At 66.2% G+C, this 18,267-nt stretch carries 17 protein-coding genes, 1 tRNA gene and 1 pseudogene; 14 read left to right on the forward strand and 5 right to left on the reverse strand.

The window, feature by feature from the left end:
- Window positions 1–5: 5 nt before the first annotated feature.
- Window positions 6–1,838 (reverse strand): putative nucleotidyltransferase substrate binding domain-containing protein, encoded by a 1,833-nt coding sequence (locus tag VET27_RS07500; protein ID WP_526516641.1) that lies wholly within the window; start codon window positions 1,836–1,838, stop codon window positions 6–8.
- A 181-nt stretch (window positions 1,839–2,019) separates the two neighbouring features.
- Here VET27_RS07500 and treS point away from each other — a divergent pair, with 181 nt between their 5' ends.
- Window positions 2,020–4,245 carry a maltose alpha-D-glucosyltransferase gene (gene treS, locus VET27_RS07505; RefSeq protein WP_526516643.1) on the forward strand — a complete coding sequence of 742 codons (2,226 nt, stop codon included), beginning with the start codon at window positions 2,020–2,022 and terminating at the stop codon, window positions 4,243–4,245.
- 56 nt (window positions 4,246–4,301) lie between these two features.
- Here the strand turns inward: treS and VET27_RS07510 are convergent, their stop codons facing one another.
- Both VET27_RS07510 and VET27_RS07515 read right to left on the reverse strand, forming a co-directional pair.
- Window positions 4,302–4,853 (reverse strand): hypothetical protein, encoded by a 552-nt coding sequence (locus VET27_RS07510; RefSeq protein ID WP_526516645.1) that lies wholly within the window; start codon window positions 4,851–4,853, stop codon window positions 4,302–4,304.
- A pseudogene (locus tag VET27_RS07515) lies at window positions 4,850–5,045 on the reverse strand (hypothetical protein). Before VET27_RS07515 ends, VET27_RS07510 begins: the two are co-directional and overlap by 4 nt.
- 36 nt (window positions 5,046–5,081) lie before the next feature.
- Here VET27_RS07515 and VET27_RS07520 point away from each other — a divergent pair.
- The 7 genes from VET27_RS07520 to VET27_RS07550 all read left to right on the forward strand — a co-directional run bounded on the left by VET27_RS07520 (window position 5,082) and on the right by VET27_RS07550 (window position 10,400).
- Window positions 5,082–5,507, forward strand: coding sequence for a hypothetical protein (locus VET27_RS07520; protein WP_526516647.1), 426 nt, complete (start codon window positions 5,082–5,084; stop codon window positions 5,505–5,507).
- A 12-nt stretch (window positions 5,508–5,519) separates the two neighbouring features.
- On the forward strand, window positions 5,520–6,392 hold the full coding sequence (locus VET27_RS07525) for an LLM class F420-dependent oxidoreductase (RefSeq protein ID WP_526516649.1): 873 nt from the start codon (window positions 5,520–5,522) through the stop codon (window positions 6,390–6,392).
- A gap of 4 nt (window positions 6,393–6,396) precedes the next feature.
- Complete coding sequence (gene crcB, locus VET27_RS07530; RefSeq protein ID WP_526516651.1) at window positions 6,397–6,912, forward strand: fluoride efflux transporter CrcB; 516 nt, start codon at window positions 6,397–6,399, stop codon at window positions 6,910–6,912.
- Window positions 6,909–7,277, forward strand: coding sequence for a fluoride efflux transporter CrcB (crcB, locus tag VET27_RS07535; protein ID WP_526516653.1), 369 nt, complete (start codon window positions 6,909–6,911; stop codon window positions 7,275–7,277). Before crcB (VET27_RS07530) ends, crcB (VET27_RS07535) begins: the two co-directional genes overlap by 4 nt.
- Window positions 7,278–7,365: 88 nt before the next feature.
- On the forward strand, window positions 7,366–9,000 hold the full coding sequence (gene pgm, locus VET27_RS07540) for a phosphoglucomutase (alpha-D-glucose-1,6-bisphosphate-dependent) (RefSeq protein ID WP_526516655.1): 1,635 nt from the start codon (window positions 7,366–7,368) through the stop codon (window positions 8,998–9,000).
- Between the two features lie 10 nt (window positions 9,001–9,010).
- Window positions 9,011–10,270, forward strand: a complete 1,260-nt coding sequence (locus VET27_RS07545) for an MFS transporter (RefSeq protein WP_526516657.1) — start codon at window positions 9,011–9,013, stop codon at window positions 10,268–10,270.
- Window positions 10,271–10,327: 57 nt separating this feature from the next.
- Window positions 10,328–10,400, forward strand: a tRNA-Ala gene (locus VET27_RS07550).
- A 70-nt stretch (window positions 10,401–10,470) separates the two neighbouring features.
- Here the strand turns inward: VET27_RS07550 and VET27_RS07555 are convergent.
- Window positions 10,471–10,704: a hypothetical protein gene (locus VET27_RS07555; RefSeq protein WP_526516659.1), complete on the reverse strand. Its 234-nt coding sequence runs from the start codon at window positions 10,702–10,704 to the stop codon at window positions 10,471–10,473.
- A gap of 304 nt (window positions 10,705–11,008) precedes the next feature.
- On the opposite strand from VET27_RS07555, the gene VET27_RS07560 reads away from it, so the two are divergent.
- On the forward strand, window positions 11,009–11,527 hold the full coding sequence (locus tag VET27_RS07560; RefSeq protein ID WP_526516661.1) for a hypothetical protein: 519 nt from the start codon (window positions 11,009–11,011) through the stop codon (window positions 11,525–11,527).
- A gap of 430 nt (window positions 11,528–11,957) precedes the next feature.
- On the forward strand, window positions 11,958–12,797 hold the full coding sequence (locus VET27_RS07565; protein ID WP_526516663.1) for an MlaE family ABC transporter permease: 840 nt from the start codon (window positions 11,958–11,960) through the stop codon (window positions 12,795–12,797).
- Here VET27_RS07565 and VET27_RS07570 read toward each other — a convergent pair.
- On the reverse strand, window positions 12,794–13,939 hold the full coding sequence (locus VET27_RS07570) for an alpha/beta hydrolase family protein (protein ID WP_526516673.1): 1,146 nt from the start codon (window positions 13,937–13,939) through the stop codon (window positions 12,794–12,796). The genes VET27_RS07565 and VET27_RS07570 overlap by 4 nt on opposite strands.
- A 458-nt stretch (window positions 13,940–14,397) precedes the next feature.
- Here VET27_RS07570 and VET27_RS07575 point away from each other — a divergent pair, with 458 nt between their 5' ends.
- From VET27_RS07575 to VET27_RS07590, 4 genes are all read left to right on the forward strand, one after another.
- Complete coding sequence (locus tag VET27_RS07575; RefSeq protein ID WP_526516665.1) at window positions 14,398–15,453, forward strand: permease; 1,056 nt, start codon at window positions 14,398–14,400, stop codon at window positions 15,451–15,453.
- A 32-nt stretch (window positions 15,454–15,485) separates the two neighbouring features.
- Window positions 15,486–15,722: an MTH895/ArsE family thioredoxin-like protein gene (locus VET27_RS07580; protein ID WP_526516667.1), complete on the forward strand. Its 237-nt coding sequence runs from the start codon at window positions 15,486–15,488 to the stop codon at window positions 15,720–15,722.
- A 121-nt stretch (window positions 15,723–15,843) separates the two neighbouring features.
- Complete coding sequence (locus VET27_RS07585) at window positions 15,844–17,700, forward strand: hypothetical protein (protein ID WP_526516669.1); 1,857 nt, start codon at window positions 15,844–15,846, stop codon at window positions 17,698–17,700.
- A 164-nt stretch (window positions 17,701–17,864) separates the two neighbouring features.
- Window positions 17,865–18,267, forward strand: a 403-nt coding sequence (locus VET27_RS07590) for a Rossmann-fold NAD(P)-binding domain-containing protein (RefSeq protein ID WP_526516671.1), incomplete at its 3' end; no start/stop codon positions are given.

Below are 18,267 nucleotides of genomic sequence, written 5' to 3' on the forward strand. Positions count from 1 at the left end.
CATGCTCACAGGCCCTCGAAGCCGAACCACTTGCGGCTCAACCGGTCCTGGATTCCGCTGATCGTCCGGAACGCACTGCGGAGGTGGCGTCGCTCGAGAGGATCGAGCCTGCCGGGGTCGATCGCCGACTCGACGGGTCTGCCCTCCTTGATCGCAGCGATCTGGCTGTCGAACACCAGGTGGTAGCACAGGCTGAAGGCACCCGAGAGTGCGTCGGCCTCGTCGGCGGTGAGCAGGCCGCTGCGATGGGCCCGGTCGAGCCGCTGGGGGGTGGACCCGGTGGGGTCGCCAGTGCGCTGGGCCAGTGCGCGAGCCAGCGACGCCACCGGACGCAGACCGGACTTCTTGAGGTTGAGGTGGCCCTTCTGCTCGCCGAAGTGCTCCACGACGAACCCGCGGACGAAGCCACTGGGCGGGCGGTCGTTCATGGAGAAGCGACTCAGCGCTCGCGTGAACCCGTCGCGGCCGATGCCGCCGACCAGGGCGGTGCGCAGCGGTTGGATGAGCACCGGGCGGGTGATCGGCCGCGCATCCAACATTGTCGAGGCCATCAGCAGGTAGTCGACGTTGTCGGGATGGGCGCGCCAGGCGTCGGCGATCTCGCGCCATTGCCGTTGCGACCGGTTGAACAGCGGCGCCGACGCGTTGAGGCCCTGCGGGCACGGTGCGAGACCGCAGCTGGTCAGCGCGGCGATCAGCGGTTCGGTGGCTGCGGCGACCTGTTCCCGGGTGAACACCGCGTCGGTGGGTTGCTTCACGGCCCACGCCAGCGCGGTGTCGACGTCGGAGTTGGGCAAGGGCTCACGGCGACCGAGGGAGCCCATCAGCATCCACGAGCAGTCCAGGTCGGCCAGCGGCGACGTCGCGGTGTGCAGGTCGATGATCTTGCGGAAGATCGACTCGACCATCGTCGACAGCAGAGCGCCGAGGTGTTCGACCGGCAGGCCGGCGTCCCAGAGTTCGACCGTGGTGGGCGTCAGCAGTCGGCAGGCTTCGACGAGTTCGTCCATGGTGGTTGCCGATGCGGCGGCGGAGCGGATCACCAGTGGGTTGCGCACCTCCGCGGCGGCCATGTCGACGACCCGCACGATGCCGACCGCGGTGCCGACGGCGTCGACCACTACGAGGTGGTGAATGCCGTTCTCGACCATGAACAGATACGCGGTGCTCACGGTGCGGTCGGTGCTCATGACGATCGCCGGGGTGCTTGCGATCGCGGTGATGGGCGCGTCGACACCCACCTCCCCGGTGGCGACGCGGCGGCGGAAGTCGTCGTCGGTGACGATGCCGATCTGCCCGCTCCGCAGGAACAGCGCACACGACCGGCCCGCGTTGGTCATGAGTGCGGCGACCGACCGGACGGAATCGTCGGCATCACACCAGGTGATCGGATGCGCGACCTCGCTGATCGGACGTTCCAGACGGGCGAACGACCCGCCGGAGTCGATGAGGCGCTCCCGGGCGACCAGGCCGCCGTAGTGGGCGAATCGCAGACGGTCGGGGTGTGTCAGGATCGTCCGCGGATCGGGCATCCGGTAACAGAGGGTGTCCTCGGCGGCGCGGACCTGCAAGGGTGGCGGCAGCCCGGACAGCACCGAGATGTGGCCGAACGTCTCCCCGGCGCCAAGGACGTCCGTGATCCGGCCGCGGTCGATGACCTCGACCGCGCCGACCCGCACGACGTAGAGGCAGTCCAGCGGTGCCGCGTCGGCCTCGACGATCACGGTGCCCGACGTGAAGTACTCGACTTCGACGGTCTTGGCGAGGCGATGGAGGTCCTCGTCGTCGAGCCGGTCGTACGGTGACTGCGCACCGAGGAACTCGAGGAACTCCTTCACCGACCGATCGTTGCACGGTCCTTCGGTCGCGGCGGCGCAGTCGACGGGCCCGCCTACATTAGTAGGTGCTTCTGCGGCGACCCCGAGTTTCAAGATTCCGCCAACGGCTATACGGCGCGGAAGGCGGGCCGCGGGCAGCGTCATGGGGAATCAGGCAGGTAGTCGAGTGGTGAGGAAGTAGATGACGGACGCGGCGAGTGACGATCAGACGCACGAACCAACCGAGATCACCTACGACGAGTACCGCCACCCGGCACGGCCCAGGACCCTCCGCTTCCGTCCGCGGGTCAAGGCGCCGTTCGCGCGTCGTTCGGTGGCTCAGGACGGTTCGGCCACGGGTGAGAATCCGGCATACGTGTCGTGGCTGCTCGCTCAGTCGATGCTTGCCGACGCCAACGAGATCAGCCAGCAGTTCTCCGGTCAGGGCTCGATGTGGCAGAACCCGTTCGCCAATCCCAACCCGCGAGGCGCCGTCACCGCGGCGTCGGTGTGGTTCACCGCCTACCCGCTGTCGCTGATCACGCGGCCCGACGAGTCGTTCCTGACGGCGATGGCCGACGAGGAGATGTGGAAGGCGTTCGCCGAGATCGGCATCGAGGGAATCCACACCGGCCCGGTCAAGCGCGCGGGCGGCATCTCGGGCTGGGAGTACACGCCGAGCGTCGACGGCCACTTCGACCGGATCAGCACCCAGATCGACCCGGCCTTCGGCACCGAGGACGAGTTCCGGAGGATGTGTGCGACCGCCAACTGGTACGGCGGTACCATCATCGACGACGTGGTGCCAGGTCACACCGGCAAGGGGGCGGACTTCCGCCTCGCCGAGATGAAGTATGCCGACTATCCCGGCATCTACCACATGGTCGAGATCGACCCTCGGGACTGGCACGAGCTGCCGGACACTCCGCCCGGCGTGGATTCGGTCAACATCGACGCCGCCACCGAGGAGTGGCTGGACAAGGCCGGGTACATCATCGGTCGACTACAGCGGGTGATCTTCTACGCCGAGGGCGTCAAGGAAACCAACTGGAGCGTCACCCGCCCGGTCCTTGGCGTCGACGGCGTCGAACGTCGCTGGGTCTACCTGCACTACTTCAAGGACGGTCAGCCCTCCATCAACTGGCTCGACCCGACGTTCGCCGGGATGCGCATGGTCATGGGAGACGCCCTGCACTCGCTGACCGACATGGGAACCGGGGCATTGCGGTTGGACGCGAACGGCTTCCTGGGCGTGGAGAAGAGCGCAGCGGAGGGCAGCCCCGCCTGGTCCGAAGGCCACCCGTTGTCGGAGGCGGCCAACCATCTGATTGCCAGCATGGTGCGCAAGGTCGGCGGGTTCACCTTCCAGGAGTTGAACCTCACGATCGACGACATTCGCGAAACCGGGGAGGCCGGCGCCGACCTGTCCTACGACTTCATCAACCGGCCCGCTTACCATCACGCCCTGGCCACCGGGGACACCGAGTTCCTGCGGCTGACGCTGCGCACCTCGATCGAACTGGGCGTCGATCCGGCGTCGCTGGTGCACGCGCTGCAGAACCACGACGAGCTGACCTACGAGCTGGTGCACTGGTCCACCGGCCATCGCGACGACGTCTACACCTACAAGGGCGAGGAGATCACTGGCGAGCAACTCGGGGAATCGGTCCGTCAGGATCTGCTCGACCAACTCACCGGACCCAAGGCGCCGTACAACCAGGTGTTCACGACAAACGGCATCGCGTCCACCACCGCGACCGTCGTCGCCGCGGCGCTGGGCATTTCCGACCTCGACGAGATCGACGACGTCGATCCGATCCGTCGCGCCCACCTGCTGTTGGCCATCTTCAACGCGCTGCAGCCCGGGGTGTTCGCGCTGTCGGGCTGGGACATGTGCGGCATGTTGACGCTGCCGCCCACCGAGGTCGCCGAGTTGCTCCGAGGGGGCGACACCCGGTGGATCCACCGCGCCGGCCACGACCTCATGGGCGTCAACGAGCGCGCGACCCGATCGATGGCGGGCATGCCGCGCGGCCGCAGCCTGTACGGTTCCATCCCCGCGCAGCTTGCCGACGACACCAGCTTCCTGCGCCAGCTGCAGGCCATTCTGCGGGTGCGTTCGCATTACGGCGTCGCCACCAGTCGGCAGGTCGACATCCCCGAGGTCTCACACCGGGGGATGCTCGTGCTCGTCCACCAGCTCGAGGATCCGTCCCAACATCAGCTCACCCTGCTCAACTTCGCCAACGAGGACATCGCGGGCAGCGTGCGTTCCGAACACCTGCCGCCGGGCAGCCACGTGATGGACATGTTCACGGGCAAGACGGTGGGCACGGTCGACGACCTGCACAGCTTTGCGGTGGGAATGCCGCGCCACCATGGCATGTCGCTGCTGGTCGAGGCGGCCGAGGTCGAACCGTCGGAGTAGGGACGCCTAGTGGAACGTGATAGCGCGGGCGACATCACGTTTCAAAAGGGCAATCGTCACCTGCGCGCGGACTCCGCGAGCATTGCCCCGCCCGGTGCCTCGAGCAGGCAGATGACGGTGCTCGGGTCGGGATTCGACGACGTCCGGTTCTGATTGGAGTCGATGAGGTAGGTCAGCGAATAGCTGCCATCGCCGACGGATCTTCCGGTGTACCCGGAGAAGCCGTCACCGCACGTGCGGTCGATGACATCGGCGATGGCGGTGTTGACCGCCATCGGCGCACGCAGGAACACCTCGGCCCGGTGCGGCGTCGCGCAGTCGACGACGGCAACCGCGATCACGGTGGGATCGACCGGCGGCGGGTCGGCCAGACAGTCACCGACATCGAGGTCGAACCAGTTCACGGTCCGCGCCGTCGGTGTGATGGGCGCGGAAGTGATGACCGTGGTGGTCGTAGCCGCTGACGCGGGTGTCGTCGTCGAAGGCGTAGTAGTGGATGTTTCGGCACCAGGGGCGCAGGCCGTCAGCGCCGTCAGCGCCGCCAGCGCAGCGATCAGGCGTCGATCTCGTGTGTGTCGTGAATGTCGCAGCGGGCGAGTCCATCTCATGGTCGATTCCCCTCGACGAATTCTAGGAGTCGCGAATCGTCCGACGTGAACCGGTCGACTTCCTCACCGCCGTCGCACCGCATCAGTGCGATCGTCACGCCCGCGTGACGTCTGCGCCACCACCTGCCAGGTGGCGCCGGCGTCCTGCCACCGAGCGAGCTCGGCCGCGTAGTCCCGGGATTCACCATGCACCCCTTCAGAATCGCATCCCTGTCGTAGGCTGCCGCGGTGGACTCCGGTACGAGGTTGGCGGTCGCCGCGGTGTTCGTGTGGCTGGGCATGGTGCTCGCCATCTCGTTCGTCGAGGCGCCGCTGAAGTTTCGCGCGCCCGGCGTCACGCTGAGGATCGGACTTGGCATCGGCCGGTTGGTGTTCCGTGCGCTGAACGTCTTCGAGTACGTGTTCGCCGTCGTGATCTCGTTCGCGCTCTTCACCCACGAGACGTCGGCTGCGCTCAACATCGCATTGTTGGTCGCAGTGGGCGCGCTGCTGACGCAAACCATCGCGGTCCGCCCACTGCTGGCCCGGCGGACCGCCGCCGTTCTCGAGGGTGACGAAGGGCGGCGTTCGCGTGCCCACTTCGCCTATGTCGCCCTCGAACTCGTCAAGATGATCGCCCTGGTGTGGACGGGTGTCCTGCTGATCGGTGCGTGAGACGATGGCCCGATGCGACTCGGATTGCACGCGCTCGGAATCGGGTCAGGCGCCAGGCGCGAGGTCATCGACGCGGTGGCGAAGGCCGCCGAGCAGGCCGGCTTCGCCACCCTGTGGTCGGGCGAACACGTGGTCATGGTCGACCGGTCCGCATCGCGCTACCCGTATTCCGACGACGGCCAGATAGCCGTCCCCGCTGAGGCGGATTGGTTGGATCCGATGATCGGACTGAGCTTCGTCGCCGCCGCGACGTCGACCATCGACCTTGCGACCGGCGTGCTCCTACTGCCCGAACACAATCCCGTTCTGGTGGCCAAACAGGCCGCGACGCTCGACACACTGTCCGGTGGCCGGTTCACGTTGGGTATCGGTGTGGGCTGGTCGCGTGAGGAGTTCGATGCCCTCGGCGTTCCGTTCGAGCGACGGGCCGCCCGCACCGCTGAGTACGTCGAGGCCATCCGAACGTTGTGGCGCGACGACCCCGCATCCTTCGACGGCGAGTTCGTCGCATTCGACTCGGTGCGGGTGAACCCGAAACCGGTTCGCAACGGACGTATTCCGATCGTGCTCGGCGGCAACAGCGACGCGGCGCTGCGCCGGGTTGCCGACTGGGGCGACGGCTGGTACGGATTCAACGTCGACGGCCCGGCGGCCGTGGCCGGGCACCTCGCGAAGATCCGAGCGTCGTGCGAGGAGCGGTGCCGCGACGTGACGGAACTGCGTCTGGCGGTGGCGCTCCTCGATCCGCAACGATCCGACGTCGCCGAGCTCGCCGACCTGGGAGTCGACGAATTGGTCCTCGTCGCGGGTCCGCCCCACGACGCCGACGCGGCGGCGGAGTGGGTACGCGATCTCGCGGCTCAGTGGTTGCCGGTGATGGGGTAGGACCATGGATCGATCGGTTGAAGGCGGCGGCGACGACCCAAGTGGGCGCGCGACCGACTCACATCTCGAGTTGCCCTCCGATCCCGACGTGGGAACGCGCAGACCGGTGCACCTGCGGGCGTCGTCGTTGGCGTGGGTCTTCGTCGGCGGAGTGGTCGGCACGGCGATGCGATACCTGGTCGAGAACCTTCTGCCTCACGACCCCTCGGGTTGGCCATGGGCGACCTTCCTCGTCAACCTCGGCGGTGCATTCATCCTCGGCGCCCTCTTGGAGGGGCTCGCGCGGCTCGGCGATGACTCGGGCTGGCGGCAGCGCGCCCGCCTCTGCGCGGGCACCGGCGGTTGCGGCGCCTTCACCACCTACAGCACGTTTGCGCTGGAGGTCGTGTCGCTCGATCGGCATGGACAGATCGCCACGGCGATCGGCTACGGCGTGCTCAGCGTCGTGGGTGGAGTCGTCGCCGCCTGGCTCGGGATCGTGGTTGCGGCAAGTGTTCACCGCTCGAAGGCACGCGCATGATCGTCGTCCTCACCCTTCTCGCGGGCGCCACGGGCGCATTGACTCGGTTCCTGCTCGACGCCTCGATCAAACGTCGGTGGCAGACCGCGTTCCCATGGGCCACCGTGATCATCAACGTCACGGGGTCGCTGCTGCTGGGGATTCTGGCCGGCCTGGTGCTCTTCGGTGACCAGCCCAGCGCGTGGCAGACCGTGGTGGGGACGGGCTTCTGCGGCGGATACACGACATTCAGTACGGCCAGTTTCGAGACCGTTCGACTGGTGCAGCAGAACCGGCGCGGGCTGGCTCTGCTGAATGCGACTGGCTCGCTGGTCATGTCGGTCGCCGCGTGCGCGGTCGGGCTCGCTCTGGTGTCGGCCTTCTGAGCGGACGATCTCGACCAGGTGGCGCCATCAGCCCTAATTGTTGGCGACGCGGACTCGCGGCGCGCGGCGAAGGGGCAGAATCAGATTCATGGCTGCCAACCCCCGTGCCGGACAACTAGCGCTCCCCGAAGACCTGATCGACGTGGCCCAGGTGGTGACGGCGTACTACACCGTCCAACCCGACCCCGACGACGTCAATCAACAGGTGGCGTTCGGAACGTCGGGGCATCGCGGATCCAGCCTCGATGCCGCATTCAACGAGGAGCACATCCTCGCCACCACGCAGGCCATCGTCGAGTACCGCGCGGCCCAGGGCACCACCGGACCCTTGTTCATCGGCCGCGACACGCACGCCCTGTCAGAGCCGGCCTGGGTGTCCGCGCTGGAGGTGCTGGCCGCCAACGACGTGGTGGCGATGATCGACGGTGCCGACAGGTTCACGCCGACGCCCGCGGTCAGCCACGCGATCCTGGCGTTCAACCGTGGCCGCGACAGCGACCTCGCCGACGGCATCGTCGTGACGCCCTCGCACAACCCGCCGCGGGACGGCGGCTTCAAGTACAACCCGCCCAACGGTGGCCCCGCCGACACGGACGCGACGGGAGTGATCGCCAAGCGTGCCAACGAGATCCTGCGCGGCGGGCTCAATGAGGTGAAGCGTATCCCGCTGGCGCGCGCACTGCAGATCGCCCAGCGCCACGACTACCTCAACGCCTACATCGCCGACCTGCCGAACGTCGTCGACATTCATGCCATCCGCGCTGAGGAGATCAGGATCGGAGCCGACCCGCTCGGCGGCGCCAGCGTCGACTACTGGGGTGCGATCGCCGAGACGCACAAGCTCAATCTCGTGGTGGTCAACCCGCTGGTTGACCCCACCTGGCGGTTTATGACGCTGGACACCGACGGCAAGATCCGGATGGACTGCAGCTCGCCCAATGCCATGGCGTCGCTGATCGGCAAGATCGGCGACTACCAGATCGCCACCGGCAACGACGCCGACTCCGACCGGCACGGCATCGTCACCCCCGACGGCGGGTTGATGAACCCGAACCACTATCTGGCCGTCGCGATCGACTACCTCTACTCGCACCGGCCGAACTGGCCGGGTTCGACCGCCGTGGGGAAGACGGCGGTGAGCTCGTCGATCATCGACCGAGTAGTCGCCGGGCTCGGCCGCAAGCTGGTCGAGGTTCCCGTCGGCTTCAAGTGGTTCGTCGACGGGTTGATCAGCGGCACAATTGGTTTCGGTGGTGAGGAAAGCGCGGGCGCGTCGTTCCTGCGCAATGACGGGTCGGTGTGGACCACGGACAAGGACGGCATCATCCTGGCCCTCCTGGCCTCGGAGATCCTCGCGGTCACCGGGTCGACGCCTTCGCAGCGGTACGCGGAGCTGGCCGAGAAGTACGGCGCACCGACCTACGCGCGCATCGACGCACCCGCGAACCGGGAGCAGAAGGCGCGGCTCGCCAAGCTGTCACCGGAGCAGGTGAGTGCGACCGAGTTGGCGGGCGAGCCGATCACGGCGAAGCTCACGACCGCGCCCGGCAACGGGGCTGCGCTCGGTGGGTTGAAGGTGACGACCGAGAACGCCTGGTTCGCCGCACGGCCGTCCGGCACCGAGGACGTCTACAAGATCTACGCCGAGTCGTTCAAGGGACCCGAGCATCTGGCCGAGGTGCAGCAGGCCGCCAAGGACGTGGTGAACTCCGTCATCCAATAAGATCGACTGAGTGAGTTCCGTCGCGGAGGGTGACTGTCCGGCGAAGCCCAAGCTGCCCAGCGAGGTGTGGGTCCTCGTCACCGCCAACGCCGTGATCGCGCTCGGCTACGGCGTCGTGGCGCCCGTACTCCCGCAGTACGCCCGCAACTTCGGCGTCAGCATCGCCGCCGCGACGTTCGTCATCACGGCCTTCGCCTTGATGCGGCTGTGCGCGGCGCCGGTCAGCGGCGTGCTGGTCCAGAAGCTGGGGGAGCGGCGCATCTACCTGACCGGTCTGGTGATCGTGGCCCTGTCCACCGGCGCGTGTGCGTTCGCGCAGACCTACTGGCAGCTGCTGGTGTTCCGGTCGCTCGGCGGGTTCGGTTCGGCCATGTTCACGGTGTCCTCGCTGGGCCTGATGATCCGGATCTCGCCGTCGGACGCGCGCGGACGGGTCGCCGGCCTGTTCTCGGGTGCATTCCTGATCGGCTCGGTGGGTGGACCGGTGCTCGGCAGCCTCACCGTCGGACTCGGCCTGTCGGCGCCGTTCGTCATCTACGGTGTCGCGCTGCTCATCGCGGTCGCCGTGGTGTTCGTCCGGCTGCGGCACTCGTCGTTGGCGGCACCGGACGTACAGACCGAACCGGCGATCTCGGTGCGGACGGCCCTGGGCAACCGCGCCTACCGGGCCGCCCTGTTCTCCAACTTCGCCACGGGCTGGTCGGCATTCGGCCTGCGCATTGCGCTGGTGCCCCTGTTCGTCGTGGAGGTGCTCGGGCGCGGTGCCGGGATGGCGGGCTTGGCGCTGGCGACGTTCGCGATCGGCAACGTCTCGGCGGTGATCCCGAGCGGCTATCTGTCCGACCGGATCGGCAGACGCAAGCTGATGATCTGCGGTCTGACGGTGTCGGCGGTGTCGACGGTGCTCGTCGGCTTCACGTCCTCCCTGCCACTGTTCCTCGTGGCCGCATACGTCACCGGTGCGGCGACGGGCATGTTCATCTCGCCCCAGCAGGCGGCGGTCGCCGACATCATCGGCAGCAAGTCCCGGGGTGGGACCGCGGTGGCGACGTTCCAGATGATGTCGGACTTCGGGGCGATTCTCGGCTCCCTGGCGGTGGGTCAGATCGCCGAGCACCTCACGTTCGGGTCGGCGTTCGTGGTCAGCGGCGTGATTCTTCTGGTGGCCGCCGTCGGCTGGGTCTTCGCGCCGGAGACCCGGCCGCGGACCAGTACCGAACGCACCTCAGCCCGCCCGTTCGGCCCCGAAGCCGGCGGCGAGGTGCCCTGAACAGAGGTTTTGAACCGCAAGTGCTGCTTGGTGTAGCGTCGACTGGCACCACTTGAAGGGGCTATGGCGCAGTTGGTAGCGCACCACACTGGCAGTGTGGGGGTCAGGGGTTCGAATCCCCTTAGCTCCACCCTTTTCGGTACCGTATTCGCAGGTCATGAACCTCCGATACGCACCTCCACCGGGCACGCTGCGTAGGTTCACGTGCCGTGTCGCTCTGTCTCACCGAGCGAATATGTTCCGCCATCGTTAAATACTTCACCCACGTCGGCTGAATCGACGCCTACGATGCCTTCGCCCGCGAGCACGGCGCCGACGAAGATCCGCGCCCCGGTGAAACCGCGGAAGCACCCGCAGGCCCGGAAGAGCAGATTCCGGGTGCGCTGAGCGGTGCCGCGATGCCCTTTTTGGACACCTGTTCGCTCGGCGTTCATTGCCTGATCTTGAAAAAGGTGATGACTGTCTCACAACCTGAGAATAGATTCATCCAATCTTAAGTAATGAAGTGTTTGCGCTGAGACAAAAGACAAGTCCGCTGGCGTATGGCTTGAGCTCTGTCTTTACCCAGTGTGAGCGGCCCTAGTTACCCTTCGTCGCAACGGATTTCGTTGCTGGGTTCGGTGAGGGCGCGAGTCGAGTAAAAGGGAAACTTGAGAATCTGTTAAGTTTGCTCCAAGGGCATGAACACATTGCCCAAGGGGACGATCAAAGTAGGGGGAACCGCTGACCCCGCTCGCCGTGGCTGCGGCCATCGCCGGAGGAACGCCGTTCAATCAGGCGCTGTATGACGCGATCGAGGCCAACATCGACGCCCCCTTGTGGGCGGCCGACCCCACCATCGACGCGTTCGCAAAGGTGCTGCCTGTTCCCATCGGTGGCACCGACGGGAACCACGAAGCGAACACCGCACCCGATGGCAATCTCATCGACTTCCGCGACACCGTTCTGTTGGGGGCCAGGGACGCGTTCCGGGCGCCTTTCAAGGAAGCTCTACTCCCGTCTCCCGCCGCGACCAGTCGGATAGCGGAAGAAGGCACTGAGAAGAAGTCGCTGGAAGCCGAGGCGAAGGCGACGACCCCCAAGACGACCGTGGAGGCCACCCCGGTCGCCACGACCGTCTCGACCGCAACGAGCGTCGCCAAGCACCGGAAGGCGACCACCAACCCGGTCGGCTCCGCGCTCAAGAAGCTCAGCACTGACATCAAGAAGGCCCTGACACCGCCCAAGCATGAAGCAGCGGAAGCGCAGAGTAAGTAACACCGTTCCAACAGTGGGCCCCCTCCAAACTGAGGGGGCCACTGCTGTCTAGACCTAGATCAAACAGGTCAGCGCCGGCCGAGCTTCTCGCGGATCGTGTCGGCGACCGAGCGCCCGGCCGACACAGCTGCCTGATAGTGGTCGGGCATTCCGACAGCGGCGAATGGGGCACTGAGGCTCCCACACCCGGGCCGAACGACCCTACAGAGAGCCCGGGACGCGTAGCAGCGTGAGACGTGCCTGCAGAGAGCTGATCCTGATCCGGCTCGGGCGCCTCCAAGGAGGGGCCAGTGATGTTGTGAACATCCCCCAAAGCGAAGTCCTCCATGGTGAGCCAAGTTCGCCTACTCCTACTCCTACTCCTACTCCTACTCCTACTCCTCGCGAGCGTCTCCGACTGACGAACGGTGAGCAGACTAAGGCCGCGACGTTGCGGGCCGCCAATCCGCGGCTCATCCGCGGACTCGAACTTCCGATCACCGTCCTGGGGCGAATCGGTGACCACGCGCTGTTCTACCGCGACGCGGTGGCGGGCATCCCTTACGCATTGCGCTACTACCGGCGGGACATCGTTCGCCTCATCGCCGAGATCAGCATGGGTGTGGGCACATTGGCGATGATTGGTGGGACGCTCGTGATCGTCGGCTTCTTGACGCTGGCAACCGGCGGAACACTGGCGGTCCAGGGCTACACCTCTCTGGGCAACATCGGCATCGAGGCTCTGACCGGCTTCCTGGCGGCCTTCATCAACGTTCGCGTCACCGCCCCGGTCGTCGCTGGGATCGGCCTCGCAGCCACCTTCGGCGCCGGCGTGACCGCGCAACTGGGTGCCATGCGAATCAACGAAGAGATCGATGCTCTTGAAGCCATGGCGATCCGCCCGATTGCGTTCCTGGTCAGCACCCGACTCGTCGCCGGCTTCGTGGCGATCACTCCGCTCTACTCGATCGCCGTCATCCTGTCCTTCCTCGCAAGCCGCTTTACGACCGTGATGCTGCTCGGGCAGTCGTCGGGGATCTACGATCACTACTTCACGACGTTCCTGAACCCCATCGACCTGTTGTGGTCTTTCGCACAGGCCATCGTCATGGCAACCGCAATCTTGTTGATACACACATTCTTCGGCTTCCATGCTTCGGGCGGTCCGGCCGGTGTCGGTGTGGCGACCGGCGATGCGGTGCGCACCTCGCTGGTCGCAGTGGTGGTGGTGACCTTGTTCGTCTCGCTGGCCGTCTATGGCACGGGCGGTAACTTCAACTTGGCGGGTTAGCGGGCGTGGCTCATCCTGACGAGGCCGGATCGAAGGAGCGCCCCGTCGATGAAGTCGTGAACACGACGCGACCGGAAGAACCCGGTGTGCCCGCCCTCGTACCACTCGATCTCGGGTCTGCCCCAGTGCTCCCAGAGGTGTGCAACCTCGTCACGCGGGTGCACCACTCGGTCGGCTACGCCGGCATAGATGAAGCGGCCCTGCATCGGCACCCGAGGACGGAGCGACAGCGGCGAGATCATGCGACCAAGAGGTTCCGCCAGAGCAAGAGTCTGCTGGCGCGGATCATCGGGACGGAGGCCGGCATGGCGTCCGAGCACGCTGATCAGATCGGCCACGGGTACACCAAGGATCGCGCAGGTGAGGCCTTCCTCGAGGCTTGCGACCAGCGCCGTGACGTAGCCCCCAAGGGACATGCTGTTCAGGCCGATCGGCGAATCGGGCTCCTGGGCGCGAATCCACGACAGGATTCGACGGATGTCCCATACCGCCTGGGCCGCGGCGTGAACGTTGTCGAGCACGTCCTGGCCCGGAAAGACCGCGCCCCGCTCCGTGCGTCGACCGTGCAGCGGGAGGACCGGCAGCACCACGTTCAGCCCGAGGTCGTCGTGCAGGTGCCGGGCACGGAAGAGCCTCAGATCGACGGCGCCCCGCCCCATCAGGGCGCCGTGCACGCACACGACCCAGGGCCGCGGTTCGCGATGCCGCAGCACCAACGCCGACTCCTGGCGGTTCGCGGCGTAGCCAAGCCACCGTTCGCGCCCCGGTTCCCCCGGACGCGGCTCGTACCCGCTGTCGAACGTCACGCGTTCGTAGGCCCGTCTGCGGATCGTCACCGGCCGGACCGAGACGTCGGTGAGAGTCGGTGGAGCCGCGAAGTAATCTTCCGGCCTGTCCATCCAGCCCTGTTGCCCGTAGCACTCCAACGCGGCGATGACCTCACGGTTGATCCGCTCGATCGCTTGCTGGTCGTTGGCGGGCAGCAGCATCCGAAAGCCGAGGAGGACGATCTCGTCGTGAAATACCTGTCTGGCGACTGCGATCGTGGGCCGCGCAACCGGGAGCCCGTCCACCGCGGGATCGTTACCGTCGTCCGCGGTCCGCGTATAGAACTCACGGGCCCTCGTGAACGGGAGGGCCATGTCTCTGGGACCGGCAAGCCGCCGTGCGCGGGCATCTTTGCGCTCGGATGCTGCCATCAAGCGACGTTAGCGCGCGACGCGCTGACCCCATGGGGACTTAGGTCCGCGGAATCGCGAAGATCCCTCCCTGCGCTGGTACCGGGGTTAGCGTTCGGCCCACATAACACGCTCCGCACAACGAAGTGGGATGTCATGAGCGACAAAGAATTTGACACCACCGAGCTGGCCAATTGGGATCCAAAGTCCGCCGAGACGGCCAAGAGGTTGATTGCACCGTTCGTCAAACTGTGGTTCCGGGCGGAGGTGCGTGGCCTTGAGACGTTTCCGGCCGCAGGCGGGGCAAGCCAACTCAGGGGTCACCCATCTATGCAGCAGACCCCTTGTTCGCGACAACAGCGTCGGATAGTGGGCAGTCCCGTGTCTACGATCCCGGTTGATGACGTCTCTACAGTGGGTAGGTGAGTACTCTTCCTCGCGCCACCGGGACCGGCGGGCTGTCGGAGCGCACGCGGACTATCGGGATCTTGGTGTTCGCCGCAGTCGGCTGGGTCGGCGCCTACGCGCTGAATGAGTACGTATGGGACGCGATCGTCGGTTGGCTGGGACTCGATATCCATATCCGCCCGGTCGGCGCCGTCCACTTCTTCCTGTACGACACGGTGAAGATCCTGCTGCTGCTCACTGGCCTGATGTTCGTGGTCGGCATGTTGCGGGCGAGCCTCGATCTGGACAAGGCCAGGGACTATCTGCAGGGCCGCGGACTGTTTGTCGGGCTAGTCCTGGCCGTTGTTCTCGGTGTCGTCACGCCGTTCTGCTCCTGCAGTTCGATCCCGTTGTTCATCGGCTTCGTCGCGGCAGGCATCCCACTGTCGATCACGCTGACCTTCCTCATTGCGTCACCGCTGATCAGCGAGATCGCCGCGATCATGATCGGCGACCAGTTCGGCTGGAATATCGCCGCGGCCTACGTGGCGGCGGGCAGCGTGCTGTCTCTCATCCTCGGCTGGATCTACTCCCGCTTCGATCTCACTCGATGGGTCGAGGACGTGGTGTTCACCACGAAGGTAGCCGCTTTGCGTGCCGAGGGTCGCGTGCCCTCGTTGCGCGAACGTGTCGGTGCCGCGCTCAGCGAAACGAAGGACATCTTCCGCAGCGTCTGGCTATGGGTTGTGCTCGGAGTCGGCATCGGAGCAGTCATCCACGGGTGGGTTCCGGCTGAGTTCTTCGTGCGTCTTGCAGGGCCAGGCAACCCCTTTGCCGTCGTCGTGGCGACAGTGGCGGGCGTACCCCTGTATGTCAACGGCGCCGGCGTCGTGCCGATTGCAGAAGCGCTCTATGCCAAGGGAATGTCGCTGGGTACCGTCATAGCGTTCACGATGAGCACGATCGCCCTGTCAATCCCGCAGGCGGTCATGTTGCGCCGTGTGCTGAAGCCACCGCTGCTGGCGATCTTCTTCGGCACGGTGGCGGTCGGCATCATGATCATTGGATTTCTGTTCAACCTCGTCAGTTGACAAGTTCATCCGCACGAAACGGAGCTCACCTCATGATCGTCAAGATCCTTGGACCCGGCTGTCGCAACTGCAAGGCGCTGGAAGCGCGCACCCGTGAGGCGCTCACCGGACTCGGCCTCGATGTTGAGGTCGAGTCCGTCACCGACTACGCGCAGATCGCCGGCTACGGTGTGATGAAGACCCCTGGCCTGGTTGTCGACGACAGGGTCGTGGTCGCCGGAAAGGTGCCCAGCGTCAACGAACTCGCGCAGTTGCTCGCTGCGCGCTGAGGCGTCCATCCGAGGTCAACCCCCGATCACACCCGACTGTCAGCCGGGTACAACCAGCAGGGAACCACGGCCCGATCCTCTTCTCGCCGGACATCGCCGAAGTCGTGTCAGGATCACAGGCATGGCCCCGAACGTCGCGCCCCTGCCCGCGGGAGTCGATCCGGTGGAGTTGGTTCGTCGTCACGAGCCGGTGATCCGCTTCACCGAGGGTGAGCTGTTTTTCCCGATGGCCGTGGATGCCTACGTCGAGCAGGCCGCACTGTGGGGCCGAACCGCCGGGCAGGGGGACCGTCAGCGCCACGTCGACCACGGTGATCTCAACCTCGACCTGCTGAGCGGCCAGGCCCGCACCAACGTTGGCGCCACTCTCGAACTGCGCTATGTTCCGGCCGCGCTGAACCCCCGCGAGTTACGCCAGTGGCGGCGAGATCCCGACCGCGCACGCTTCCGAAGCACGTCGCGGTTTGTCGCGGTCGGACTGCTGGGCAGGATCATCGACTCCCTGTTTCGCCTCTCGCTGATCCTTCGAGGCTCCGTTCCGGGAGGGTTGACTGCAGCGCTTCACCGCCGCTACAGCGGTTCCGCGGCTGAAACGAATTTCCCGTACTACGCGCACATCAGCTCACACGGTGGCTACGTCGTGTTGCAGTACTGGTTTTTCTACGCGATGAATGACTGGCGGTCGACCTTCGGCGGGGTCAACGACCATGAAGCCGATTGGGAGCAGGTCACCGTGTTCCTGGTTCCGCTCGTCGAGAATGCGGGACCTGCGAACCGGCCCGACGGATCTGATGTCCTGCGCGTGGGCTGGGTCGCGTTCTCGTCGCATGACGAAACCGGGGACGATCTGCGGCGGCGCTGCGACGACCCGGACATCACCTGGGTTGATCACACGCACCCGGTCGTGTATGCGGGCGCCGGATCCCATTCAGGCGCCTACTTGCCCGGCGAATACCTAGTGCGCGTCGAACCGCCGGCGCTGCAACGGTCCTTCGCAGCCGTCAGCAGGGCCCGTGGTGTGCTCTTCCCGTGGACACGCGATCGTCCGGCGCCCGGCGTCGGCATCCCGTATGTCGATTACAAGCGCGGCGACGGCGTCCAGATCGGGCCGGGTACGCCTCGGCCGTGGACGCCGGTGCTGATCGACGCCGAAACGCCGTGGGTCCGGGACTTCAGTGGCCTCTGGGGGCTGGACACCGACGATCCGTTCGGCGGTGAACGGGCACCCGCCGGACCACGCTACGAGCGCAACGGGACGATACGTCCGTCCTGGGCCGACCCCGTGGGCTGGGCCGGCCTGGAGAAGGTGCCCGCCACCGCAGCCGAGTACTACCGTGCGGTGGATGCGCGGCTGACCGCATTACAGCACCAGCGTGCTGCGCTCACTGCCGAACTTGCCGCCCACGAAGCCGTGATGCAGCAACTGAGCGTGACCGCGACGGCGTTGCCCCCGATGCTCGCTGCCGACCGTCGTGGGTCACTCGGCGCGGTCAGAGAGCTGCGAGAGCAGGAAGCCGCGTCGTCGGAGCTTCGCGCTGCGCGCCGGGCCGTCGTGATCGAACAGGAGCATCTCAGCCGCGCACGGCATGAGCCGCCGCCGGTGACGGGGGTGCACGCTCACCTGCGACGCAGGGCGCTGCCGAACGTCGACAACCACCGACCGCCAGGCCTGCTACTGCGCTTCTGGACCGAAATTTCACTGTCCGCGCTGTTGGCGCTGCTAGGTAGCGCATTGGTGTTCGGCAACACCTCCTTGATCCGGGTCGGCGTTTCCGCGGTGCTGCTTGTCATGACGGTGGAAGCGGTCCTTCGCCGCCGGGTGGTCGCCTTCGTGCTCGGTCTGGGTGTGCTGGCGGCCGTCGCTGGCATCGTGTTCCTGCTCGTCACGAGCTTGCGACTTGCCATCGGCGTGCTTCTGCTGGTCGCAGCGCTGGCATTGCTCGTCGCCAACCTGCGCGCCTATCTGTTTCGGCGTTGAACCCACCAGCCCCGCACGATCCCGTTTGAGCATTCGGGTCATTGATCCGCAGAAACGACGCGGCGTCTTTCCGCATCAACGCCGAGTGGGAGCCGCATATCGAGCTGCTCGCCCGCTGCCTATTGCGAGGGTCGGGGCACCTTATGGGGGACCCAGCACCGATCGTGCGTCCGTTCCTCGAACGCGGGCTCGCCGGCGACTGGCGCCGCGTCGTGCTGCTCAGCTCCTCAGCCACAGAGCCGGGCGACCACGGACTGGGTGCATTGCATCGATTGGTCTCCGACATGGTTCCGGAGTGGGTCGTGCTTCGGCCCTCCTGGTTCATGGAGAACTTCATCAGTGACCATCCCGTCGCGGCAGGTCTGCGTGCCGGCGAGGTCACCACCGCCACCGGGGACGGTCGAATCGGATTCGTCGACGTCGCCAACATCGCCTCCGTGGCAACCCATCTGCTGTTACAGGACGACCCACCCAACGATGACTACGTGATCACCGGGCCGCAGGCCCTGAGCTACGCCGACGTCTGCGACCTGGTGACCGAACTAACGGGTAGGCCCACGCGACACG

Origin of the sequence: Mycobacterium sp. (genome assembly GCF_035633495.1) — a bacterium.
Lineage (GTDB): Bacteria > Actinomycetota > Actinomycetes > Mycobacteriales > Mycobacteriaceae > Mycobacterium.